Below are 23,946 nucleotides of genomic sequence, written 5' to 3' on the forward strand. Positions count from 1 at the left end.
TTTCCTTACTCCACGCCGCCGAGGTAGGCCTCGAGCACCGCCGGGTCTTTCTGCACGTCCTCGGGCACCCCTTCCGCGATGCGCGTACCAAACTCCATCACCACCAGCCGGTCCGTCAGGTTCATCACGAAGTCCATGTCGTGCTCGACCAGCAGCACGCTCATGCCCTCGCCCTTGAGCTTCTTCAGCAGCTCAGCCAGTGCCTGCTTCTCCTTGTAGCGCAGCCCTGCCGCGGGCTCATCCAACAACAACAGCGCGGGATCGCAGCACAGCGCGCGCGCGATCTCCAGGATGCGTTGCTGGCCCAGCGCGAGGCTGCCGGCTTCCATGTACATGCACTCGGCCAGGCCCACGCGCTCGAGCTGGCGCGCGGCCTCGTGCAGCAGCTTGGCCTCCTCGTTCTTGTTCATGCGCAGGATCGCTGCCGTCACGCCGCCTTGCGGCGCAAAGTCGCCGCGCAGGTGCGCGCCGATGGCCACGTTCTCCAGCACGGTCATGGTGGGCAGCAGATGCACGTGCTGGAAGGTGCGGCCGATGCCGCGCTTGACGATCTCGCGCGAAGGCAGCCCGGAGATCTGCTCGCCGCGATACAGCACCTCGCCGCGCGTGGCCGGCAGCACGCCGGTGACGAGGTTGAAGGTGGTGGACTTGCCCGCGCCATTAGGGCCGATCAGCCCGATGATCTCGCCGGCTCGGACCTGGAAGCTCACGTCGTTGACCGCCACCAGCCCGCCGAACTCCTTGCGCGCGGCTTTGACATCCAGGATCAGTTCGCCGGCCTGCGGCTTGGCGCGCAACGGCAGCGCGGGCGCTTGCGCCGGCGCCAGCACCGGCGGCCCGTTGGGGAACAGCTTCTTGACGAACGGCCAGATGCCATCGCGCGCGTATTGCAGCAGCAGCACCATCAGCACGCCGAACACGATGGTTTCGAAGTTACCGTTGGCGCCCAGCAGCTTGGGCAGAACGCCTTGCAGCACGTCCTTCAGGATGGTGAGGATGCCGGCGCCGAGCACCGCGCCCCACACGTGGCCTACGCCGCCGACCACCGCCATGAACAGGTACTCGATGCCGTAGTTCAGCCCGAACGGCGTGGGGTTCACCGCGCGCTGCAGATGCGCATAGAGGAAGCCGGAGATGCAGGCCAGCATCGCCGCCACCACAAAGATCACCACCTTCATCCATGCGGTGTTCACACCCATCGCCTCGGCCATGGTGCCGCCGCCCTTCAACGCGCGGATGGCGCGGCCCGGGCGCGAGTTGAGCAGGTTCTGCATGGCGATCACCGACACCAGCACCACGGCCCAGATCAGGTAGAACATCGAGCGCCCGGAGGCCAGTTCGATGCCAAGCACGTGCAGCACGGGAATGCCGTTGAGGCCGTCGTACTTGCCGAGGAATTCCAGGTTGCCAAACAGGAAAAACAGCGACAGGCCCCAGGCGATGGTGGCGAGCGGCAGGTAGTGGCCCGACATGCGCATGGTGATCAGGCCGATCACATAGGCCGAGGCCATCGTGATCACCAGCCCGACCAGCAGGCCGAGCCAGGGCGACAGCCCGAACTGCGTGGTGAGGTAGGCGGTGCTGTAAGCGCCGAGCCCGACGAAAGCGGCCTGGCCGAACGAGGTCATGCCGCCCACGCCGGTGAGCAGCACCAGGCCGATGGCGACGATGCTGTACAGGCCGATGTAGTTGCCCAGCGTGATCCAGAATTCGGGCGTGGGCAGCACCGGCAACAGCGCCAGCACTACCGCGAAGGCCAGCAGGAAGATTCGGTTCTTGAGGTTGGTATTCATGGCGTGTCCCTTATTCCTCGTCTTCCACATGCTTGCTGGTGAGCGAGCGCCACAGCAGCACGGGCAGGATCAGGGTGAACACGATGACCTCCTTGAACGCACTGGCCCAGAAGGACGAATACGATTCGAGCAGCCCCACCAGGATGGCACCGGCGGCCGCCACCGGGTAGCTCACCAGACCGCCCACGATGGCGCCGACGAAGCCCTTCAGGCCGATCAGGAAGCCCGACTCGTAGTACACCGTGGTCAGCGGCGCGATCAGGATTCCGCACAGCGCGCCCATTGCCGCCGCCAGCGTGAACGACAGGCGCCCGGCTTGCGTTGTGCCGATGCCGACCAGCCGCGCACCCAGGCGATTGACCGCCGTGGCACGCAGCGCCTTGCCGGCGATGGTGCGTTCGAAGTAGAAATACAGCCCCGCGATCATCAGTGCCGATACGCCGACCACCCAGAGGCTCTGCCCGGAGATCGTCAGGCTGCCCACTTCAAAGCGCGCCTCGGAGAAAGGCGCGGTGCGCGAGCCCTCGGCGCCGAACATCACCAGCCCCAGCCCCACCAGCGCAAAGTGCACGCCCACCGAGACAATCAGCAGCACCAGCGTGCTGGCTTCGGCCAGCGGCTGGTAGGCCAGGCGGTACAGCATGGGCCCGAGCGGAATCACGATCAGCAGCGTCAGGGCGATCTGCGCCAGCATGGGCATCGACTGCCCGTCGAAGTTCTGCGCCAGCAGATGCACGGCCAGCGGGAAGACCAGGTACTTGCCGGCCAGCACCGCGACCCGCCTGGGCGCGGTCCTGCGCAGTTCAGCGCTGCGCAGGACGGTGACCGTCTCGTAGACAAAGGTCAGCACGCCCATCACCAGCAGCAGCCAGCTGCTTTGCGGCGCATGGCCGGACTGGATCGCCGCCAGGGTCAGCGCGCCATAGGCGACGAACTCCCCTTGCGGAATGAAGATGACGCGGGTCACCGAGAACACCAGCACCAGGGCCAGCGCGAGCAGCGCATAGATGGCGCCCGAGGTGATGCCGTCCTGCGCCAGGATGGCGGCGATCGAGAGGTCCATTGTCTCCCCGTCTTGTTGGTGAGTCCGGCCGGCGGAGGGAGGCCGGCTGGCTTGTGAAATTACGAGTTACGAAATATGAAACAACTTACGCATAGCGGAAATCCCGACGAACCCTTAGATTGCGCAGTGCCGCATCGGCAATCTGGCACGGCAGGCGGGAAGCTATGCAGATGCCAAGTGCCGCATATCCGCAGCGCACCACGGTCGTCATGCCGTCGTGACGTCTTGCTTGTCCTGGCAAACGCYGAATTCATTAACACGTTAAAGATCTCGCATGGCAGATGCGGTGTCAAGTGCGGGATTGCCTGTAGTCGCGCAATGGCGTGGGCCGGCATGAGCCGGCACCAACAAAAAGGGCGCATGGCTGGCCATGCGCCCTTTTTGCATCAAATGCAGCCCGTCTTCGCCGCTTACTTGGTCTGCAGCTTCCACTTGCCGTCGACGATCTCCACCATCACGCGCGCGCGCTGGTCCAGGCCAAGGTGGTCGGTCGGCGTCATGTTCATGATGCCGTGGGAAATCGGCAGCTCCTTGGTCTGCTCCATGGCATCGCGCAGCGCCTTGCGGAACTCCTTGGTGCCCGGCTGGCCCTTCTTCAATGCCTCGGGAATGGCTCGCTGCAGCAGCAGGCCGGCATCCCAGGCATGGCCGCCGAAGGTCGAGACCTGGCCGCCAAATGCCTTCTCGTAAGCCGTCTTGTAGGTGATGGCCGGTTTCTTCACCGGGTTGGTGTCGGGCAGTTGCTCGGCCACCAGCAGCGGGCCGGCCGGCAGGAAGGTGCCTTCGCAATCCTTGCCGCACACGCGCAGGAAGTCGGCGTTGGCCACGCCGTGGGTCTGGTAGATCTTGCCTTTCCAGCCGCGCTCCTTGAGCGCCTTGGCGGGCAGCGCCGCGGGCGTACCCGAGCCTGCGATCAGCACGGCGTCGGGGTTGCTGCCCATCATCTTGAGCACCTGGCCGGTGACCGAGGTATCGGTGCGCGCAAAGCGTTCGTTGGCCACCACCTTGATCTTGCGCATCTCGCCAACCTTGGCGAACTCTTGCGCCCAGCTATCGCCATAGGCGTCCGCGAAGCCGATAAAGGCAACCGTCTTCACGTTGTGGTTGGTCATGTGCTCGGCAATGGCGGTGGCCATGTGCGAGTCGTTCTGCGGCGTCTTGAAGACCCAGGCGCGCTTGGCATCCATCGGCTCGATGATGCGGGCCGACGCGGCCAGCGTGATCATCGGCGTTTCGTTCTCGGCGACGACATCGACCATGGCCAGCGAGTTGGGCGTCACGGTGGAGCCGACAACCACGTCGACCTTGTCTTCGCTGATCAGCTTGCGCGTATTCTTGACCGCGGTGGTGGTGTCCGACGCATCGTCGAGCACGATGTACTCGATCTTCTTGCCAGCGATCTCCTTGGGCAGCAGCGAGATGGTGTTCTTCTCGGGAATGCCCAGCGAGGCGGCGGGCCCGGTGGCCGACAGCGTTACCCCGACTTTGACCTGTGCGCTGGCGGTGCCGGCGCACAGGCTGGCTGCGGCGAGAGCCAGCAGGCTGGCGCGCTTGAATGTCATCGTGTCTCCTTCCATTGCGGCAAACGGAAGAGGCACCCGTGCCGCCTTGCGGCCAGTCGGATGCCTCAATCTGGTCTTCTGGTCTGATTTGTCCTGGTGGATCTTATTGTGCCGGTGCCCTTTCGTTGCATTTTTTTTGGCCCGTATCCAGGCGCAACGCCGGCGCCTGCCTGTTACCCCGGGGCGATGGGCGAATCCGTATCCGCCCTGCCCCATTTCCCGTCCTGCGCGTGATCCCTGGCGGCGCTCGGCAGGACTCGCCAGGCAATGCCATGGCGCGCCACGCCGGCCGCTCATTCACCGACCGCTTGGTCGGGAATGCGTAGCGAGTCTAGCAACAGGCATATCGCCGGGCTAGCGGGATTAACCCGCATCGCAGCATGCAAGCGACACGGCCGCAAACTGACCCTCAGCGGCCGAACGCATCCCAGGCGGTTTTCACGATCAGCGCGGCCACCACCACGATGAACACGCGCCGCACAAAGGCGCTTCCATGCTTGAGCGCGAGGCGGCTGCCAATCTGGCTGCCGCCTACGTTAGCCAGCGCCATGACCAGCCCGAGCTGCCACCAGACGTGCCCCTTCGCCGCCAGCAGCAGCAGGGCCGCCAGGTTGGTGGCGAGGTTGACCACCTTGGTCGATGCCGAGGCGTGCAGGAAATCGTAGCCGAACACGCGCACGAACACGATCATCAGGAAGCTGCCGGTCCCCGGCCCGAACACACCGTCGTAGAAGCCGATCACGGCCCCCGCCAGCAACGCCGCGGCGCGCTCCTTGCCGCCGCGGAGCGACGGTGCGTGCTCGGTGCCGAGGCTCTTCTTGGCCACCGTATAGACCAGCAGGGCCACCAGGATAAAGGGCAGCGACTTGCGCAGCGGCGCCGCGGGAATCAGCGTGAGCGCGTAAGCGCCCGCCATCGAGAAGGAAAAGGCCGACAGCATCGTCGGCAAGGTCGCGCCCCAGTAGATGCGCACGCTGCGGCCATAGCGCAGCGCCGCATTGGTGGTACCGGCCAGCGACGCCACCTTGCTGGTGCCGAGCAGCGTGGCCGGCGCCATGTTGGGATAGGCTGAAAACAGCGCGGGGATCTGCACCAGGCCACCACCGCCGGCGACAGCATCGATCAGGCCGGCAAGAAAAGCGGCAACAGCAAGAAACGCGAATTCCATGGACGCGGGGAGACGAAAGAAGAAAAAACGGAGGGAGCGAGGGAAGGAGGCGAACCCAGCGCGGCGGGCGCGCTCGAATCGTCAGCCCAGCATCTTGGCGGCTGGCGACAAATTGAGATGCCACAGGCCGCTGGCATGCGGCGCAAAACCCGCCGGTGCGGCCTGCGCCGCCGCCAGCAGCGCCGGCGCCAGCAACAGATGGCGCACGCCATGCGCGCTGCACCAGCCGGCCAGCAGGCCGCAGCAATCCAGCAGCAAAGCGGCACCCCTGTCCGCCGGCACGTCACCGGCCCACCATTCGGTGGCAAGCGCCGCAAGGCCGGCAAGCTCGAGATGCGGTATCAGCGTAACGGGCAGGCAACCGAGCAGATCCGTGCCGACGCTGGCCTGCGCCACCACACAGGCCCCGCGCTCGGGCCGGGCAAGCAGGCCCTCCAGCAGCGCCTGCCGGGCACGCGCCGCCGCTACGGGCAATGCGTGCCGCGATTGCAGCCAGGCGCCCAGGTTTTGCGCATCGCCAGTACCGGCCAGGCGTATCGAGGCCGGGGGCATGGCGGATTCAGGCAGGGAAGGAATGAGAGAGGGGGAATCTGACGGCATGGCGGGCCCGATGGCAAGGCCACATTGTCGCATGCGCAGTTGGTCGCTTTGACAACGATCCCGCATGGCGAAAACATCACGCACCAGGAAGGGGCATTCAACCCGCAAATTAAAAAAGGCGTTGCTGAGGATCACCCAGCAACGCCCTTATCTTATATTGACACTGCAGCCTAGTGACTGCGCGCCTGTCGTCTCCTCGCTTCCGCCTCCATTTAACCTGCGAAAACCGTATATGGAATGTAACGAAGCGGTGCGTTTCGAGCAAGCTAGAAGAAACCCTAGCCCCAAAATCGGGCATGTCGCCCCACGATCACTCCCGGGCCTTCCCAAAGCGGGCAAGAAGTTCGCCCATGATGCCGCGGCGGAACGTCAATACGCAGATCACGAAGATCACGCCGGTCACCATTGTGACGGATTCGCCCAGTGAGTTGAACCACTCGATGCCCGTCGTCGAGGCCAGGAAGCTGCCGATATCGCCAAGCTTGTTTTCCAGCGCCACCACCACGAAAGCCCCGACCAGCGGGCCCGAAAGCGTGCCCAGGCCGCCAACCAGCGTCATCAGGATCACCGAGCCCGACATGGACCAGTGCACGTCAGTCAGTGTGGCAAAGCCCAGCACCAGCGCCTTGATCGACCCGGCCAGCCCGGAAAGCGCCGCTGACAGCACAAACACCATCAGCTTGAAGCGGTCCGTATCGTAGCCCAGCGAGATGGTGCGCGGCTCGTTTTCCTTGATCGCCTTGAGGATCTGGCCGAACGGCGAATGCACGGTCCGCACGATCAGCGCGAAGGCCGCCACGATGATCGCCAGCGCCACGTAATACAGCGTCAGATCGTTGGCTAGCGACAACACACCGAACAGCTTGCCGCGCGGAATGCCCTGCAAGCCGTCCTCGCCCCCGGTGTACGGCACCTGCAGGCAGAAGAAGAACAGCATCTGCGCCAGCGCCAGCGTGATCATCGAGAAGTAAATGCCCTGCCGGCGAATCGCGATATACCCGACCACGTAGCCGATCAAGGCACCCGCCAGCGTGCCCAGCACCAGCCCGACCTCAGGCGTGACGCCCCACACTTTCATCGCATGCCCGGCCGTATAGGCCGCGCCGCCGAAGAAGGCCGCATGGCCGAACGACAGCAGCCCGGTATAGCCAATCAGCAGGTTGAAGGCGCATGCGAACAGCGCGAAGCACAGCACCTTGAGCACGAACACCGGATACGCTCCGGCCATCGGCGCCAGGACCAGCGCTGCCAGCAACAATCCGTACAACAGTTTCTTCTGCACGCCCCGCCCCTGTCTTGTCTGCCCCGCGGCCACTGCCGCGCCGATTGGTTGGTTCATCACTTCTCCCTCCCGAACAGCCCGGCCGGGCGCAGCATCAGCACGATCACCATGATGAAGAACACGACCGTGGAGGAGGCCTCGGGATAGAACACCTTGGTCAGGCCCTCGATCACGCCCAGGCCGAGGCCGGTCAGGATCGAGCCCATGATCGAGCCCATCCCGCCGATCACCACCACCGCGAACACGATGATGATCAGGTTCTGCCCCATCAGCGGCGAGATCTGGATCACCGGCGCAGCCAGCACGCCCGCAAACGCCGCCAGCGCCACGCCGAACCCGTAGGTCAGCGTSAYCATCAGCGGCACGTTGACGCCRAAGGCTTCAACCAGCTTGGGGTTCTCGGTGCCGGCACGCAAATAGGCGCCCAGCTTGGTCTTCTCGATCAGGTACCAGGTGGAGAAGCACACCACCAGCGAGGCAGCCACCACCCAGGCCCGGTAGTTCGGCAGGATCATGAAGCCGAGATCCGTGGCGCCGCTCAGCGCCTCGGGCGCCGAGTACGGCAGCCCCGACACCCCATAGATCGAGCGGAAGATGCCTTCGATCACCAGCGTGATGCCGAGCGTCAGCAGCAGGCCGTAGATATGGTCGAGCTTGTAGATCCAGCGCAGCATGGTGCGCTCGATCACGATGCCGATCAGCGCCACCGCCAGCGGCGACAGCACCAGCATCACCCAGTAGTTGAGCCCGGCGTACTCCATGCCCATCCAGGCCAGGACCGCGCCGAGCATGAACAGCGCCCCGTGGGCAAAATTGATGACGTTGAGCAGCCCGAAGATGACCGCAAGGCCGAGGCTCAACATCGCATAGAAGGCACCGTTGACCAGTCCCAGCAGTAACTGGGACAGCATGGCGGGCAGAGGAATACCGAAGATGTCCATCGCAGGCGTTACCGTTTGCGCACCAGCCGGGATTCGTCGTTCCCCGCCAGGCAGGCGCTGTCAAAATGAAGCGAAGAAAGACACTGGCCCCCGCTCCCGATCCCGGTCAACATGCAACGGTCCCGGGCGGGGGCGCCATACCTCAATCAACTCAACGCAACTTAACTCAGTTCACACGCTTACTTCTTCATCATCGCGCACTTCGATTCCGCCACCGTGGTGAAAGCCTGCTCACCCGGGATCGTGGCCACCACCTTCAGGTAGTCCCACGGCTTCTTCGATTCGGCCGGCGACTTCACCTGCATCAGGTACATGTCGTGGATGCCGCGGCCGTCCTGGCGAATGTAGCCCTTGGTGTAGAAGTCGTTGATCTTCATCTTCTTGAGCTCGGCCATGACCTTGTCCGGATCATCCGTCTTGGCTGCCTCGACCGCCTTCAGGTAGGTATGCGCGGCGGAGTAGTCGGCAGCCTGCAAGCTGCTCGGCATCTTCTTCATCTTGGTGAAGAAGCGCGCGGCGAACTTGCGCGTATCGTCGTTCATGTCCCAGTACCAGCTGTCGGTCATCAGCAGGCCTTCGGTGTTCTTCAAGCCCAGGCTGTGGATGTCGTTGATGAACATCAGCAGGCCAGCGATCTTCATCGTCTTGGTGATGCCGAATTCCTTGGCCGCCTTGATCGAGTTGATGGTGTCGCCGCCGGCATTGGCCAGGCCCAGGATCTGCGCCTTGGACGATTGCGCCTGCAGCAGGAACGACGAGAAGTCGGAGGCCGACAGCGGATGGCGCACCGAGCCCACCACCGTGCCACCGTTGGCCTTCACCACGGCCGCGGTATCGTTTTCCAGCGAGTGGCCGAAGGCGTAGTCGGCGGTCAGGAAGAACCACGACTTGCCACCCTGCTTGACCACCGCGCTGCCGGTACCCTTGGCGAGCGCCACCGTGTCATACGCATAGTGCACGGTGTACGGCGAGCACTCTTCGTTGGTCAGGCGCGCCGAGCCGGCACCGATATTGAAGTAGACCTTCTTCTTCTCCGAGGCCACCTTGTTCATGGCCAGGCCGGTAGCGGAATTGGTGCCGCCGATCAGCACGTCCAGGCCCTGCTGGTCCATCCACTCGCGCGCCTTCGAGGCGGCGATGTCGGCCTTGTTCTGGTGATCGGCCGAGACCAGCTCGATCGGCTTGCCCAGCACCTTGCCACCGTTGTCCTCGATTGCCATCTTGATGGCTTCGAGGCCGCCCGGGCCGTCGATGTCGGCGTACAAGCCGGACATGTCGGTGATGTAGCCGATCTTGACGGTATCGCCCGAGACCTGCGCCGATGCCGAACCCATTGCCACGCCCGTTACGATTGCCGCCAGAGCGACCGCCAGCCGAGTCATCTTCATTGTCTGTCTCCTTAGTTTCGGCGGCACCTGACGCCACCCGTTCCTGCCCTAAAACAATGCCTGCGATTCATGACAGCGCCGCGCGCCGATTCGAATCAGACCCCAAGCAGCTCGTTCAGCACCGGCATCTTGGCCTGCAGCTCCGCAGCCGCGAAGCGCTCGACGATCGTGCCGTGTTCCATCACATAAAAACGGTCGGCCAGCGGCGCGGCAAAGCGGAAGTTCTGCTCCACCATCACCACCGTGTAGCCCTTTTTCTTGAGCATCAGGATCATGCGCGCCAGCGCTTGCACGATCACGGGCGCAAGGCCCTCCGAGATCTCGTCGAGCAGCAGCAGGTTGGCGCCGGTGCGCAGGATGCGCCCGACGGCAAGCATCTGCTGCTCGCCGCCCGACAGGCGCGTGCCCTGGCTCTGGCGGCGCTCCTTCAGGTTGGGGAACATCTCGTAGATCTCGGCCTCGCTCATGCCGGTGACCGCGCTGGTGCCCTGCCCTTTCAGCAGCGGCGGCAGCATCAGGTTTTCCTCACACGACAGGCTGGCGAAGATGCCCCGCTCTTCCGGGCAATAGCCGATGCCGCAGTGCGCGATCTTGTGCGTCGGCATGCCGATGGTCTCGGTGCCGTTGACGCGGATCGAGCCCTTGCGCTGGCCGGTCAGGCCCATGATGGCGCGCAACGTGGTGGTGCGCCCGGCGCCGTTGCGGCCCAGCAGCGTCACCACCTCGCCGGCATTCACGGTCAGGTCCACGCCATGCAGGATGTGCGATTCGCCGTACCAGGCGTGCAGGTCCTTGATTTCTAGTGCGGGCGTTGTGCTCATCCTGGCTCCTCAGTGCGCGCCCTGCAGTTCAGCCTCGACGGTGCCCATGTAGGCCTCCATCACGCGCGGGTCTTTCGATACCTCGGCGTACGGCCCCTCGGCCAGGATCGCGCCGCGCTGCAATACCGTGATCTTGTCGGCGATCGACGAGACCACGTTCATGTTGTGCTCCACCATCAGGATGGTGCGCCCCACCGCCACCTTGCGGATCAGCTCGGTGACGCGCGCCACGTCTTCGTGGCCCATGCCCTGGGTCGGCTCGTCCAGCAGCATCATCTCCGGCTCCATCGCCAGCGTGGTGGCGATCTCGAGCGCGCGCTTGCGGCCGTACGGCAGGTTGACCGTTACCGTCTGCGCCACATCGGTCAGCCCGACCTGCTCCAGCAGTTCCATGCCGCGCGCGTTCAACGCGTCGAGCGTGCCCTCGCTGCGCCAGAAATGATAGGAAGTGCCAAGTTGCCGCTGCAGCCCGATGCGCACGTTCTCCAGCACCGTCAAGTGCGGGAACACGGCAGAGATCTGGAACGACCGGATCACCCCGCGCCGGGCGATCTGCGCCGGCTTCTCGCGGGTGATGTCGATGCCGTTGAACAGGATCGTGCCCGTGGTCGGCTCGAGGAACTTGGTCAGCAGGTTGAAGCAGGTGGTCTTGCCGGCGCCGTTGGGGCCGATCAAGGCATGGATGGAGCCGCGCCGCACCTTGAGGTTGACGTCGCTTACCGCGGTGAACCCCTTGAACTCCTTGGTGAGGTTCCGCGTCTCCAGGATCGTTTCTTGCTGATTCATGGTCTCCTGCCCGCCCTCTTGCTGCGGCGCCGGCTTCTGGTCGGCACCGCCAAATGGTCAGAACTGTGGTGCCAGTCGCACCACCACCGCACAGGTCACGCCAATCCAGTTGCGCTCCCCGTGGCTGTTGCGGCTCTCGCGCCGCTTGTATTTATTTACCGCCTTTATTGCTGCCTGGATGTCCGCCGTGCGCGCCCGTCCCGGAACGCGCGACGCGCCCTTGTGGGGGCGCGCCAATGTGAGCGGTGCTGCACGGCATCTCGGCGTCTATTGTGTGCGTCTGCTGCGTCGCAAAACATCCGGGTTTGCACTGATTATGAAACATGAACCAGATGTCAGGTTGGTGTCAGGTTCGCCGCGCGTTTGCCGCGCGTCCACGGCAGGCGGCGTACTCAAGCCTGGGTTGTGGCTCCCGTTTTGATGGCCTGTGGAGCCCCCGCAGGGGAAACAGCACCGAGCGCGGCCCCTTGCCCCACGCCGCTCGCGCGCCGGCGCCGGTCCTCGCGGATCATGTCGCTGGCGCGCTCCGCGATCATGATGGTCGGGGAGTTGGTGTTGCCCGAGGTGATCAGCGGCATGATCGATGCATCGACCACGCGCAGGCCATCGATGCCGATCACGCGCAGGCGCTGGTCCACCACCGCCTGCGGGTCATCGGGGCGGCCCATGCGGCAGGTGCCCACCGGATGGAAGATGGTGGTGCCGATCTCGCTCGCGGCCTGGGCCAGTTGCTCGTCGGTCTCGAACGCCGCGCCCGGCAGCCATTCCTGCGGCTTGTAGGGCGCGAGCGCGGGCGAGGCCACGATGCGCCGCGTCAGCCTCAGGGAATCCGCCGCGACCTTGCGGTCGGCGTCGGTCGTCAGATAGTTGGGCGCGATCACCGGCGCGTGGCGGAAATCCGGATCGGCGATGTGCACGCTGCCGCGCGAAGTCGGGCGCAGGTTGCACACACTGGCCGTGAACGCATTGAAGCGATGCAACGGATCACCGAACTTGTCGAGCGATAGCGGCTGCACGTGGTACTCCAGGTTGGGCCGCGCATACGATGCATCCGAGCGCGCGAAAGCGCCGAGCTGGGACGGCGCCATGCTCATCGGGCCGCTCTGGTTGACCGCGTACTGCAGGCCGATGCCAAGCTTGCCCCACCAGCTTCCCGCGCGCGTGTTGAGCGTGCGCACGCCCTCCACCTTGACCACGCTGCGCAGCTGCAGGTGGTCCTGCAGGTTTTCGCCCACGCCGGGCAAGGCATGGCGCACCGCGATGCCCGCCGCCTGCAGCCGCTCGGGCTGGCCGATGCCGGACAGTTCCAGCAACTGCGGCGTATTGACCGCGCCCGCCGCCAGGATGACCTCCTCGCGCGCGGCCACCGTGAATGGATTGCCGCCGCCGAGATAGTCCACGCCGGTGCAGCGGCGTCCCTCGAACGTCAGCGCGCTCACCTGGGCGCCGGTGACGATCGTCAGGTTCGGCCGCTCCGCCGCGCGGCGCAGGAACGCCTTCGCGGTATTCCAGCGGATGCCGCGGCGCTGGTTGACCTCGAAATAGCCCACGCCAAAGTTGTCGCCGCGATTGAAGTCATCAGTACGCGGGATGCCGGCCTGCTCGGCGGCATCGATAAAGCGCTCCAGGATGTCCCAGCGCAAGCGCTGCCCTTCCACCCGCCATTCGCCACCCGCGCCGTGGAATTCGTCGCCGCCGCGATGATGGTCCTCGCTGCGCTTGAACAGCGGCAGCACATTGTCCCAGCGCCAGCCATCGTCGCCCGTCAGGCGCGCCCAGTCGTCATAGTCTTCGCGCTGCCCGCGCATATAGATCATGCCGTTGATCGACGACGAGCCACCCAGCACGCGGCCGCGCGGGTAGCCCAGCGAGCGGCCGCCCAGGCCGGCTTCCGCCACGGTGCGGTACATCCAGTCGGTGCGCGGGTTGCCGATGCAATACAGGTAGCCCACCGGGATGTGAATCCAGTGGTAGTCGTCGCGCCCGCCGGCTTCCAGCAGCAGCACGCTCACCTCGGGATCCTGGGTCAGGCGGTTGGCCAGCACGCAGCCGGCCGATCCGGCGCCGACGATGATGTAGTCGTAAGTCTCCATGCTTTCTCTTGTCAGGCCTTGCGCCACGTTTGGAACGGTTGATGATGAGTCCGCGCGGGAACATCCCGCCAGGATGGCAAATGCATGCATCCATGCGCGGCATGCCGAGCTTGGGCCGTGGCTGCGTGCAATGGTTCAGCTGACGGCAGCCAGGCGCACATCATGCACGCTCACGCCGCCTGCGGCTGCAGATGCTTGCGCAGCCAGCCGGTGAGCGCGGCCAGCACCTCGCCGCGCAGCGGCTGTGCCTCGTTGAAGATCTCGTGGTAGCCGGTGTCGAACCAGAGCGCGTCGCGCAGGTCGGGCGGCGCGTTGTCGAAGAAGCGGCGGCTGCCGGCCGGGTCGACGATGCGATCGTCGCCCGCCACCAGCATCAGCATGGGCGCTTCCAGCATGGGCGCGTCGGTCTGCGCCTGCGCCATGCCGCGCAGGAAGGTCTCCAGCACGCCGGCGCTGATGGTGCCCTGCACCAGCGGATCGGCGCGGTACTGCGCCACCACCGCGGCGTCGTGCGACAAGTAGCGCGCATCGATCGGGTTGGGCACGCGCAGGCGCGGCACCAGCGTCAGCAGCATGCGGTGCAGGGCCAGCATCGGGGCGGACAGCCTCAAGGCCAGCGCCGGCGATGACAGCACGAGCGCGCGGATGGGCCGCACGCGCGCGGTGGCGAAGCGCGCGGCCACCAGCCCGCCCATGCTGTGCCCCAGCAGGAACGGCAGCTCCTGCCACTGGCCCACCGCGGCGTCGTGGATTTCGGTGAGGTCTTCGACGAACACATCCGGATGCTCCGCCACCATGCGCGGCCCGCCGCTGGCGCCATGGCCGCGCTGGTCGTAGGCGCGCACACGCAAGCCCAGGCCGCACAGCAGCTCCGCCACGTGCTGGTAGCGGCCGCAATGCTCGGCCAGGCCGTGCACCAGCAATAGCGAACCGGCGGGCTCCGGGAACAGCTCGGGATCGGGCTGCCAGGTGCGCAAGAACAGTTCGGTGCCGTCACGCATGCGCTGGCGGCTTTCGATAGGAGTGACGGGCCGCGCGGGGGCCTCCTCGGCAGGGCCGGCGCCATCGGCGCCGATGGCGGCCGGCTCGGCGCAAGCAGCGGTACTCGGTCGATCCATTCGGTTGATCTCCATCTGCGTTCCGCTACGATGCCGCCGGCCTTTCCTGACTAGGAGGCCGCGGTGCTGTCCTCGCCGTGGCGATGGCAGGCCGGCACCGCGCCATTGCTGCTGCCGCCCGTTTCCACTTCCTCCGGCGCCAGGCCATATCCCGCCTGCGCCATATCGGCGAGGATCGGGCAGTCGGGCCGTGCATCGCCGCTGCACGCCTCGGCCAGCTGGCGCAGCGTGTCGCGCATGGCGGCAAGCTCGGCAATGCGCTGCTCCAGGTCCGCCACGTGGCGCAAGGTAAGCGCCTTGACGTCGGCGCTGGCCCGCGCGCGGTCGTGCCACAGCGACAGCAGCCCGCGTATCTCGTCCAGCGAGAACCCGAGATTACGGGCACGCCGCACGAAGCGCAAGGTGTGCACCGCGCGCTCGTCGTAGCGGCGGTAGCCGCCCTCGCTGCGCGGCGGTGGCGCCAGCAGGCCGATGGACTCGTAGTGCCGGATCATCTTGGCGGAGACGCCGGAAGCCTGTGCCGCATCGCCGATATTCTTGCCCATATTCATGCTTGCTCTCCCGCCGGCTTCCAGCGCCGCAGCAGCAGCGCATTGCCGACCACGCTCACGCTGGAGAATGCCATGGCCGCGCCGGCCACTACCGGGTTGAGCAGGCCGGCCGCCGCCAGCGGGATGCCGATCACATTGTAGAAGAAGGCCCAGAACAGGTTCTCGCGAATCTTGCGCACGGTGCGGTGCGAAATCGCCAGCGCGTCGGCCACCAGCGCCGGGTCCCCGCGCATCAGCGTGATGCCGGCAGCATGCATGGCCACATCGGTGCCGGTCGACATGGCGATGCCGACATCCGCCGCGGCCAGCGCCGGCGCATCGTTGATGCCGTCGCCCACCATCGCCACCACGGTGCCGCCCGCCTTGAGCCCGTTCACGCGCTCGGCCTTGTCGGCCGGCAGTACTTCCGCCTGCACCTCGTCCAGCCCCAGCGTCTGCGCCACGCGCGCGGCGGCGCCCTGGTTGTCGCCGGACAGCATCACCGTGCGCACGCCAGCGGCGCGCAGCCGCTCGATCGCGCGCCGCGCGCCAGGCTTGATGGCGTCGCCAAAGGCAACCAGCCCCACCACGCGGTTTTGCGCTGGCGACGCATCCCGCGCGCCGGTCTCGATCAGCCAGGACACCGTGCGGCCCGCTTGCTGCAGTGCCTGCGCCTGCGCTTCGAGCGTACCCGCCGCTGCACCAAGCGAGGCGCGCAGGCGCTCGCTGCCAAGCTGCAACGCCACGCCATCGACCTTGCCGGACAAGCCCATGCCGGGCAATGCACGCACATCGGTCGCCGTCGGCGCGTGGATGCCGCGCGCCCGCGCCGCTGCCAGCACCGCGTGCGCCAGCGGATGCTCGCTGCCGGCCTGCAGCGCGGCCAGGCTGGCCAGCAAGCGTGGCTGCGCATCGTCACCGGCACCCGCCGGCACCGCCAGCGCCACCACTTCCGGCTTGCCCACCGTGAGCGTGCCAGTCTTGTCGAAGGCCACCACCTTGACCCGGTGCGCCACTTCCAGCGCCTCGGCGTCCTTGATCAGGATGCCGGCGCGCGCACCCGCGCCGGTGCCCGCCATGATCGCGGTCGGCGTGGCCAGGCCGAGCGCACACGGGCAGGCGATCACCAGCACCGCCACCGCGTTGAGCAAGGCCGCCTCCCAGTTGCCGCCGAACAGGCCCCAGCCTAGCAACGTGACCAGCGCGATGCCCAGCACCACCGGCACGAACACCGCGCTCACGCGGTCGACCATGCGCTGGATTGGCGCCTTGGCCGCTTGCGCGTGCTCGACCATGCGGATGATGCGCGCCAGCACCGTCTCCGCGCCCACCGCCACCGTGCGCGCCACCAGGCGGCCTTCGTAGTTGATGGCGCCGCCTGTCAGCAGCGCGCCGGGCTCCTTGGGCACCGGCAGGCTCTCGCCGGTCAGCATGGATTCGTCCGCATGGCTGCTGCCTTCGATCACCTTGGCATCCACGGGCACGCGTGCGCCCGGCAGCACCACGATCTCATCGCCGACCCGCACCGCGCCCAGCGGCACGCTCACCTCGGCGCCATCGCGGCGCACGATCGCGCTATCGGGGCGCAGCGCGGCCAGCGCGCGGATGGCGTCCGCCGTCTGGCGCTTGGCGCGGGTTTCCAGCCACTTGCCCAGGCGCACCAGTGTGATGACCACCGCCGCGCTCTCGAAGTACAGGTGCGGCATATCGTCCGCGCCACGCCACATCAGCCACAAGGACAAGCCGTAAGCCGCCGAGGTGCCGAGCGCGACCAGCAGATCCATATTGCCCGCGCCCGCGCGCACCGCCTTGAAGCCAGCCTTGTAGAAACGCCAGCCAAACACGAACTGCACCGGCGTGGCCAGCAGCCACTGCACCCAGGCCGGCAGCATCCAGTGCACGCCGAACCATTCGGCCACCATGGGCGCCACCAGCGGCAACGATAGCGCCGCCGAGATCGCCACCGGCCATGGCCCGGACCAGAAGCCTTCGCCAGGCACCGCCCCAGCCGGCAATTCGCCGGTGACCGGCACCGCGCCATAGCCGGCGCGCGCCACCGCAGCGGCCAGCGCCTCGGCATCCACGGCACCACGCAGCACGGTCACCTCAGCCTGCTCCGTCGCCAGGTTGACCTGCGCATCCACCACGCCGGGCACGGCTTTCAGCGCCCGCTCGACACGGGCCACGCAGGAAGCGCACGTCATGTCTCTGATGGACAGCGTCATGGCCTGGTGCGGCACCTCGTAACCGGCAGCCCTCACGGCCTCGGCGGCGGCCGGCAGCACGGTTGCGCTATCGGCCTGCAGCGTGGCTTCTTCGGTGGCGAGATTGACGGCGACCTGGCGCACGCCAGGCACCTTGCCCAGCGCGGTCTCGACGCGCCGCACGCACGAGGCGCACGTCATGCCGCCGATCGGCAGCCGCCATTCGGAGGCCGGCGCGCCTGCTGTGGCGCCGGGTACGGGAAGGAGTTGGGAGTGAGCGGGCATGGCAGGGATCGGGTCCACAGTGATGACAACCACATCATGGACCTTACCATGTTGGGAAGGTCAAGCCCGCACGCAAGCAATGCATTCAGCATGTGCCGCGCGCGAACGTTCGGAAAAGGCCTTGCGCTTCCCACAGTGGGAAGGTGCAAACTTCAGGGGTAGACCGAAGTCCGGCCCGGCCAGCGCAGCGATAGGTACGCTTTTTGGACGGCCGGGCGCTTGCCTTGATTCCGTATCCCAGGTACCAACAGGAGATTCCAGATGATCCAGTTCCAGGTTGAAGGCATGTCGTGCGGCCATTGCGTCGGCGCCATCACCCGCGCCGTGCAAGCGCTCGATCCCGCCGCGAAGGTGTCGGCCGACATCCCCGCGCAGGCAGTCACGGTAGAAGCCGCCGCCAGCGGCCAAGCACTGCGCGAAGCCATCGAAGCTGCCGGCTATCCCGTCAAGGGCAGCACCCAGGCCGCGGGCTGAGCCGGCAGCAGCACAAAGCAAAACGGGCGCCAGCAATGGCGCCCGTTTTGTCGTCTGGCGAGCCGCTTAGAAGCGGTAACCGACGYTCAGGTAGGTCACGACCGGATCGATCTTGATCTTGGTATGCGACACAACGGTAGCATTGCCTGCCGCACCCGCGTTCTGCGTGGTGAGCGTGGCCGTGCTGGACAGCGGCAGGTAGGACACCGACAGGCCAACGAACCAGTTATCGGTGACGGCGTAGGTCGCGCCGACATTGAACACCGGATTCCACGAGCTCTTGGCGCTCGCCGTCATCCTGGCGTTGGGACCAAATTCGGAGCGCACGAAAGTCTGGTTGTTGATGGTCTCGTCGGTGAACCACGTGTAGTTCACGCCAAGGCCCACGTAGGGGCGGAACTTGGTTTTCGCTTCCCCGAAGTAGTACTTCACAAGTACCGCCGGGCTCCATTGCTTCACATTGCCCAGCGTGCCGTATTTGGCAAACGTGCCAGCCCCCTCTACGTCGTGCTTCGGCGGGATCCCCGCCACGATTTCGCCTGCGATATTGTCGGTAAAGAAATGCGTGAACGCGATGCCAAGCGTATCCGCGGACTTGATCTTGGCACTCGTGCCGGCTTTGGTCTGGTTGACGGGGAAGCCACTGATGCTATCGACGACCAGCGCATCGGCCGAACTCGTCGGCATCACGCGGAACCAGCCCAGGCTGACAATATTGCTGCCGGCGCTCTGCGCTTGCGCGGCGCCAGCAATTAGCATGGCTACGCTGGCCAGCAGGATCTTCTTGGGGGACATGCCTCTTGCTCCTTATTAACTCTCTACCCGAGGCAGGCATTATCCCGTCTGGTGTGACCCGCCTGTTTCAAACGCTTAACACTTTTGTAGAAGCCCGCCCCTAAATCACGGGTTAACCATTAAAAACGCAGGCAAACGAGCCAAACCGGCCAGGCAAACCGTATGCAATTTGCGACGCTCGCCGGCTCAAAAACCTACTGCACGGTATAGGCCTACTCGCTGCAAGGGAATTACGCAGTGCCGGCGCTCGCCAGCACGCATGCCGCGAGATCCCACAGGGCATAGCCGACACTCTTGAAGACCAGCGGGCTGCCGCGGCGAGCGCGCAGTGCGTCCGCGGCGAGAATGGCGTGCTCGAACGGCTGCACGGTGGACCAGGCGATGCCCGCCTGCAGCAGGTCGCCCGCCTCCTCCTCGATGCCGAACAAGGTATCGGCCAGCAGCCGGCCGTGCGCCGAGGCCGCCTGGCAAAGCGCCGGGGGCAACTCGCACATCTCCGGGCGGAACGCGCCCACCGCGGCGATGAAATGATCGTCGCGCCACAGGCCGCTATCCAGGTCCGGCAGCACCGGTACCAGGCTGGACGTCACCGTCACCACCATCGACACGCGCGGCAAGACGGCGCGCACGTCATCCACCGTCTGCGCCTCCACGCCCAGCGTGCGCGCATGCGCGGCGAGGGCTTCGGCCTTGGCGGTCGTGCGCGAATGCAGCCACACCCGGCGCGGCGAGAGGCCGGCGGCAAAGGCTTCCAGATGGGTCAGCGCCTGCACGCCGGCACCGATGATCAACAGCTCGCCAGCGGGATCCGGCGCGAAGCTCTGCGCCGCCAGCAGCGACACGGCGGCGGTGCGCCGGCCCGTCACGGTCGGCCCGTCCAGCAGCGCCAGCCGGCGTCCCGTATGGGCGTCGGCCACCACCACCTCGCCGAGGATGTTGGGCAAGCCGCGTTGCGGATTCCCGGGGTGCACGGTGATGTTCTTGGTCATCACCAGCTCCCGGTTGCGCGCCGGCATCACTAGCAGCGTGCCTTCCCCGCCGGCGGGGTCCCCCACAGGCAACGCAATGCGCGGCGGCGCCATGGCCGTGCCCGCGCGCAGCTCGGCCAGCATGGCGGCAATGGCGCGGGCCAGAGCGGGGTAAGGCAGGCGGGCCGCGGTCTGGGCGGCGTCTAGCAGGGCAACGGACATGGCGGGTGACTCCGGAGGCGGTTCGCGATGCTGGATTATCGGCGAACTCGCCGCCGGCCTCCCCCCACGCTCTACTGGTTCAGCCGATTCAGCCGGTTCAGCGCGCCAGCAAGGACATCACCTGCCCCGGATAGCGCGTACCCGCTACTGCGTCCACCGGGAACACGGTATCGATGGCCGCCATGTCGGCCGCGTCCAGCACCACGTCCAGCGCGCCAAGGTTGTCGTCAAGGTTGGCCACGCGCCGCGTGCCGGGGATCGGCACCAGCATGTCGCCACGCGCCAGCACCCACGCCAGCGCCAGTTGCGCCGGGCTGCAGCCCTTCTCGCGCGCCAGCGCGTTCACCTTGTCCACCAGCACCAGGTTGCGCGCGAAGTTCTCGCCCATGAAACGCGGGCTGGAACGGCGGTAATCGTCCGGCGCGAAATCCTCAGGGCTGCGGATGGCACCGGTCAGGAAACCCCGGCCCAGCGGGCTGTATGGCACGAAGGCAATGCCGAGCCGCTGGCACGTAGCGAGAATGCTCTGCTCCCCACCCGCCTCCACGTCGCGCGTCCACAGCGAATACTCGCTTTGCAGCGCGGTGATGGGATGCACAGCATGCGCGCGCTCGATGGTCTGCGCACCGGCCTCCGACAGTCCCAGCCAGCGCACCTTGCCCGCCTTCACCAGTTCCGCCATCGCGCCCACGGTTTCCTCGATGGGCACCTGCGGATCGACCCGGTGCTGGTAGTACAGGTCGATATGCTCCACCCCGAGCCGCTTGAGGCTGGCGTCACAGCTGGCTCGCACATACTCGGGCCGGCCATCCACGCCGCGCGCCACCGGGTTGGCGGCGTCGCGCACGATGCCGAACTTGGTCGCCAGCACCACGCTGTCGCGGCGATCCGCGATGGCCCGGCCTACCAGGCTTTCATTGGTGTACGGGCCATATATATCAGCCGTATCGATAAAATTAACGCCTTTATCTATAGCGTGATTGATAGTGCGAATAGATTCGGCGTCGTCATGCGCGCCGTAGAACTCGCTCATGCCCATGCAGCCCAGGCCAAGCGGGAATACCTGTGGGCCATGCCGGCCCAGCTTGCGTAGTGCGGTCATGCGGAACTCCTTGGTTGAGGAACCTCGGCAGTATCGCCAAGGCCGGGGCGCGGAAACAGTCGGCTGCGCTGCATGCGTCATGAAGCACAGCTTCACAATCCGGAGGCCCTTTTTAGCTGGACACAGTGGGTTCTGATCCCGGGTTCTCCCGGCGGGACAGGAAGTCAACCAGCACCCGCAGCTTAGGCAGCATGTGCCGGCTCGATGGCCACAGCATCCAGAATGTGCCTTGCACCACGTTGTACGTGTCCAGCGCCGTCACCAGGCGCTGGTCGCTCAACGCCTCCTGCGCGACGAAATCCGGCACGTAGCAAATGCCCAGGCCGCCGATCGCCACGGCCAGCACGCCTTCGATGTTGTTCAAGGCGAACGTGCCCGGCAAACGCACTTCCTCGTCACCGGCATCTTGCGTCAATACCCAATCCTGGAGTTTCCCGCTGGAGGGAAAACGATAGCGCAGGCAAACATGCTGCTCCAGGTCCTTCGGCCGCCTGGGCATGCCACGCCGCGCAAAGTAGTCCGGCGCGGCGCAAACCACCTGGCGAAAAGGCCGCAGGCGCCGCGCCATCAGCTGGGAATCCACCAGCGCGCCGCTGCGGATCACCAGGTCGAAGCCCTCCTCCACCACGTCCACCATGCGGTCGCTGAAATCCAGGTCGAACTCGATCTCCGGATAGGCGGCGCAAAACGCAGCCAGGTCGGGCAGCAGCAGGCGATAGCCGATTGCCGGCACGCTGATGCGCAGCCGGCCGCGCGGCGCCTCCCGCAGCCGCGACAACTCCAGTTCCGCGTCGTCGATTTCCTCGAGGATGCGGCGGCAGCGCTCGAAGAAAAGCGCGCCCTCATCCGTCAGCCGGATCTGCCGCGTGCTGCGGTGAAACAGCCGGATGCCGAGCCTGGCCTCGAGCCGCATCACGCTCTTGCCGATGGCCGATGGCGAGACACCAAGAAGCCGTCCCGCCGCGACGAAGCTCCGGGTCTGCGCCGCGCGCACAAAGGCGTACAGGCCACTAAGACTATCCATGACGATCCATGCCGCTTCATTAGAGAATTATTGTCCATTAAACACGGAAATCCAGGTGCTTTAAGACGTATTAAGGCCATCCTATCATCAGTCCACTTTCGCGAATGGCCATAGCCACGTGACATCGGCGGCAGCAACATGCGACCCCCGCCCCGCCCTCCAAACCGGACTCCCGATGCCCAAACCTGCACCTGACGCAGCGCGCACCACGGCGCAAACACTGTTGATCCTTGGCGCGGTCTGTCTCGCCGCGCTGGCCATGCCCCTGAGCTTCACCGGCCCGGCGGTAGCCCTGCCAGCGATCGCCGCCGATCTCGGCGGCAGCCCCATCGCGCTGAACTGGGTCACCAACGCCTTCATGCTGTGTTTCGGCAGTTGCCTGATGGCGGCCGGCGCGCTGGCCGACCGCTTCGGGCGCAAGCGTGTCTTCCTCGCCGGCATGGCTGGCTTTGCGCTTAGCTCGCTGGCCCTCACGGCAGCGCCCGACATCGCCTGGCTGGATGGCCTGCGCGCAGCGCAAGGGGTGGCTGGCGCCGCCGCCTTCGCCGGGGGCATGGCAGCGCTGGCGCAGGAGTTCGAGGGGCAGGCTGCAACCCGCGCCTTCAGCTTGCTGGGCACCACGTTCGGCGTGGGACTCGCCTTCGGGCCGGTGCTGGCGGGATGGCTGATCGGGCAAGCCGGCTGGCGCGGCGTCTTCCTCAGCGCGGGCGCGATCGCCGTTTGCGCAGTGGTGCTGGGCGCACGCTGCATGCGCGAGTCGCGCGACCCCGCCGCCAGCGGGCTCGACTGGCCGGGCGCGGCCACCTTTACCGGCGCGCTGACCTTGTTCACCTACGCCGTGCTGCGCGCGCCGGACAGCGGCTGGGGCAGCTTGCCGGTGGTCTTGCTGCTGGCCAGCGCTGCCGTGCTGATGCTGGCGTTCGTCATGATCGAGCAGCGCGTGCGCGCGCCTATGCTGGACCTGTCTCTATTTCGCTATCCGCGCTTTGTCGGCGTGCAATTCCTGGCGGCCGCGCCCGCGTATTCGTACGTGGTATTGCAAGTGCTGCTGCCGGTCCGCCTGATCGGCATCGAAGGCTACAGCGCGATCGAAGCCGGCCGCACGATGATTGCACTGTCCGCACCCATGCTGGTGGTCCCGCTGCTGGCCGGCCATCTGACCCGCTGGCTCTCGGCCGGCCTCATCTGCGGCTTGGGCTTGCTGGTGTGCGCCGGCGGCCTGCTATGGCTGGCCCAATACGCACCGGGCCAGCCGAGCGCCGGGCTGGTGCTGCCCATGCTGGCGATTGGCCTTGGCATCAGCCTGCCCTGGGGCCTGATGGATGGCCTCGCCGTCAGCGTGGTGCCCAAGGAGCGTGCGGGCATGGCCACCGGCATCTTCAGCACCACGCGGGTGGCGGGTGAAGGCATTGCCCTGGCCATCGTCGGCGCCATGCTTGCCGGGCTTGCCCAGTCCAGGCTGCACGCCATCGCCACTGCGCCCCCGGCCACGCTGGCGCAGGCCGCTCAGCGGCTCGCCATGGGCGACCTGCCCCGCGCCATGGCCCTGCTGCCGCAGGCGAGCGAGCAGGCACTGGTGCAAGGCTATGACGATGCCTTCCGCCTCCTGCTGTATATCCTCGCCGCGATCACCGTTGCGTCGGCGGCGTTGGTCTTCGGCTTGCTTAGCCATTCACGGTTGCCGCATCTGGCGGCATCCGCGCCAGAAGCCTTGCGCTAGCGACGCG

Annotated in this window: 20 protein-coding genes; 2 read left to right on the forward strand and 18 right to left on the reverse strand. The window is 66.3% G+C overall.

The window, feature by feature from the left end:
- Nucleotides 1-5 precede the first annotated feature (5 nt).
- From AB4061_RS17160 to AB4061_RS17225, 14 genes are all read right to left on the reverse strand, one after another.
- A complete protein-coding gene (locus AB4061_RS17160; RefSeq protein ID WP_441635780.1) occupies nt 6-1,793 on the reverse strand; it encodes a branched-chain amino acid ABC transporter ATP-binding protein/permease in 1,788 nt (595 codons plus the stop codon).
- A 10-nt stretch (nt 1,794-1,803) separates the two neighbouring features.
- Nucleotides 1,804-2,856: a branched-chain amino acid ABC transporter permease gene (locus AB4061_RS17165; protein ID WP_441635782.1), complete on the reverse strand. Its 1,053-nt coding sequence runs from the start codon at nt 2,854-2,856 to the stop codon at nt 1,804-1,806.
- 410 nt (nt 2,857-3,266) lie between these two features.
- Complete coding sequence (locus AB4061_RS17170; protein ID WP_441635784.1) at nt 3,267-4,418, reverse strand: ABC transporter substrate-binding protein; 1,152 nt, start codon at nt 4,416-4,418, stop codon at nt 3,267-3,269.
- 409 nt (nt 4,419-4,827) lie between these two features.
- Entirely contained in the window at nt 4,828-5,586 is a 759-nt protein-coding gene (locus AB4061_RS17175; RefSeq protein ID WP_441635786.1) for a sulfite exporter TauE/SafE family protein, read from the reverse strand.
- A gap of 81 nt (nt 5,587-5,667) precedes the next feature.
- Complete coding sequence (locus AB4061_RS17180) at nt 5,668-6,138, reverse strand: hypothetical protein (protein ID WP_441635788.1); 471 nt, start codon at nt 6,136-6,138, stop codon at nt 5,668-5,670.
- A 358-nt stretch (nt 6,139-6,496) separates the two neighbouring features.
- A complete protein-coding gene (locus AB4061_RS17185; RefSeq protein WP_441635790.1) occupies nt 6,497-7,525 on the reverse strand; it encodes a branched-chain amino acid ABC transporter permease in 1,029 nt (342 codons plus the stop codon).
- Complete coding sequence (locus AB4061_RS17190) at nt 7,525-8,409, reverse strand: branched-chain amino acid ABC transporter permease (RefSeq protein WP_441635792.1); 885 nt, start codon at nt 8,407-8,409, stop codon at nt 7,525-7,527. Before AB4061_RS17190 ends, AB4061_RS17185 begins: the two co-directional genes overlap by 1 nt.
- Nucleotides 8,410-8,588: 179 nt before the next feature.
- Nucleotides 8,589-9,797 (reverse strand): ABC transporter substrate-binding protein, encoded by a 1,209-nt coding sequence (locus tag AB4061_RS17195; protein WP_441635794.1) that lies wholly within the window; start codon nt 9,795-9,797, stop codon nt 8,589-8,591.
- A 95-nt stretch (nt 9,798-9,892) separates the two neighbouring features.
- The gene (locus tag AB4061_RS17200; protein WP_043350837.1) at nt 9,893-10,618 is read right to left on the reverse strand and encodes an ABC transporter ATP-binding protein; all 726 of its coding nucleotides are present in this window, start codon (nt 10,616-10,618) and stop codon (nt 9,893-9,895) included.
- A 9-nt stretch (nt 10,619-10,627) separates the two neighbouring features.
- Nucleotides 10,628-11,404, reverse strand: a complete 777-nt coding sequence (locus tag AB4061_RS17205; RefSeq protein ID WP_441635796.1) for an ABC transporter ATP-binding protein — start codon at nt 11,402-11,404, stop codon at nt 10,628-10,630.
- Between the two features lie 392 nt (nt 11,405-11,796).
- Entirely contained in the window at nt 11,797-13,497 is a 1,701-nt protein-coding gene (locus AB4061_RS17210) for a GMC family oxidoreductase (RefSeq protein ID WP_441635798.1), read from the reverse strand.
- Between the two features lie 170 nt (nt 13,498-13,667).
- Nucleotides 13,668-14,615: an alpha/beta hydrolase gene (locus AB4061_RS17215; RefSeq protein WP_441635800.1), complete on the reverse strand. Its 948-nt coding sequence runs from the start codon at nt 14,613-14,615 to the stop codon at nt 13,668-13,670.
- A gap of 50 nt (nt 14,616-14,665) precedes the next feature.
- The gene (cueR, locus tag AB4061_RS17220; protein WP_441635802.1) at nt 14,666-15,166 is read right to left on the reverse strand and encodes a Cu(I)-responsive transcriptional regulator; all 501 of its coding nucleotides are present in this window, start codon (nt 15,164-15,166) and stop codon (nt 14,666-14,668) included.
- Nucleotides 15,163-17,634, reverse strand: coding sequence for a heavy metal translocating P-type ATPase (locus AB4061_RS17225; protein ID WP_441635804.1), 2,472 nt, complete (start codon nt 17,632-17,634; stop codon nt 15,163-15,165). The genes cueR and AB4061_RS17225 overlap by 4 nt, the downstream gene beginning before the upstream one ends.
- Before the next feature lie 261 nt (nt 17,635-17,895).
- Between AB4061_RS17225 and AB4061_RS17230 the strand changes: the two genes are divergently transcribed.
- Entirely contained in the window at nt 17,896-18,108 is a 213-nt protein-coding gene (locus AB4061_RS17230; protein ID WP_441635806.1) for a heavy-metal-associated domain-containing protein, read from the forward strand.
- Nucleotides 18,109-18,174: 66 nt separating this feature from the next.
- On the opposite strand, the gene AB4061_RS17235 is transcribed toward AB4061_RS17230, so the two are convergent.
- From AB4061_RS17235 to AB4061_RS17250, 4 genes are all read right to left on the reverse strand, one after another.
- Entirely contained in the window at nt 18,175-18,903 is a 729-nt protein-coding gene (locus AB4061_RS17235; protein ID WP_441635808.1) for an OmpW/AlkL family protein, read from the reverse strand.
- 230 nt (nt 18,904-19,133) lie between these two features.
- A complete protein-coding gene (locus AB4061_RS17240) occupies nt 19,134-20,093 on the reverse strand; it encodes a delta(1)-pyrroline-2-carboxylate reductase family protein (RefSeq protein ID WP_441635810.1) in 960 nt (319 codons plus the stop codon).
- A 97-nt stretch (nt 20,094-20,190) separates the two neighbouring features.
- The gene (locus tag AB4061_RS17245; RefSeq protein WP_441635812.1) at nt 20,191-21,195 is read right to left on the reverse strand and encodes an aldo/keto reductase; all 1,005 of its coding nucleotides are present in this window, start codon (nt 21,193-21,195) and stop codon (nt 20,191-20,193) included.
- A gap of 112 nt (nt 21,196-21,307) precedes the next feature.
- On the reverse strand, nt 21,308-22,219 hold the full coding sequence (locus AB4061_RS17250) for a LysR family transcriptional regulator (protein WP_441635814.1): 912 nt from the start codon (nt 22,217-22,219) through the stop codon (nt 21,308-21,310).
- A gap of 175 nt (nt 22,220-22,394) precedes the next feature.
- Here AB4061_RS17250 and AB4061_RS17255 point away from each other — a divergent pair, with 175 nt between their 5' ends.
- On the forward strand, nt 22,395-23,939 hold the full coding sequence (locus tag AB4061_RS17255; protein WP_441635816.1) for an MFS transporter: 1,545 nt from the start codon (nt 22,395-22,397) through the stop codon (nt 23,937-23,939).
- Nucleotides 23,940-23,946 lie beyond the last annotated feature (7 nt).

It is taken from the genome of Cupriavidus sp. YAF13 (assembly GCF_052113425.1).
GTDB lineage: Bacteria > Pseudomonadota > Gammaproteobacteria > Burkholderiales > Burkholderiaceae > Cupriavidus.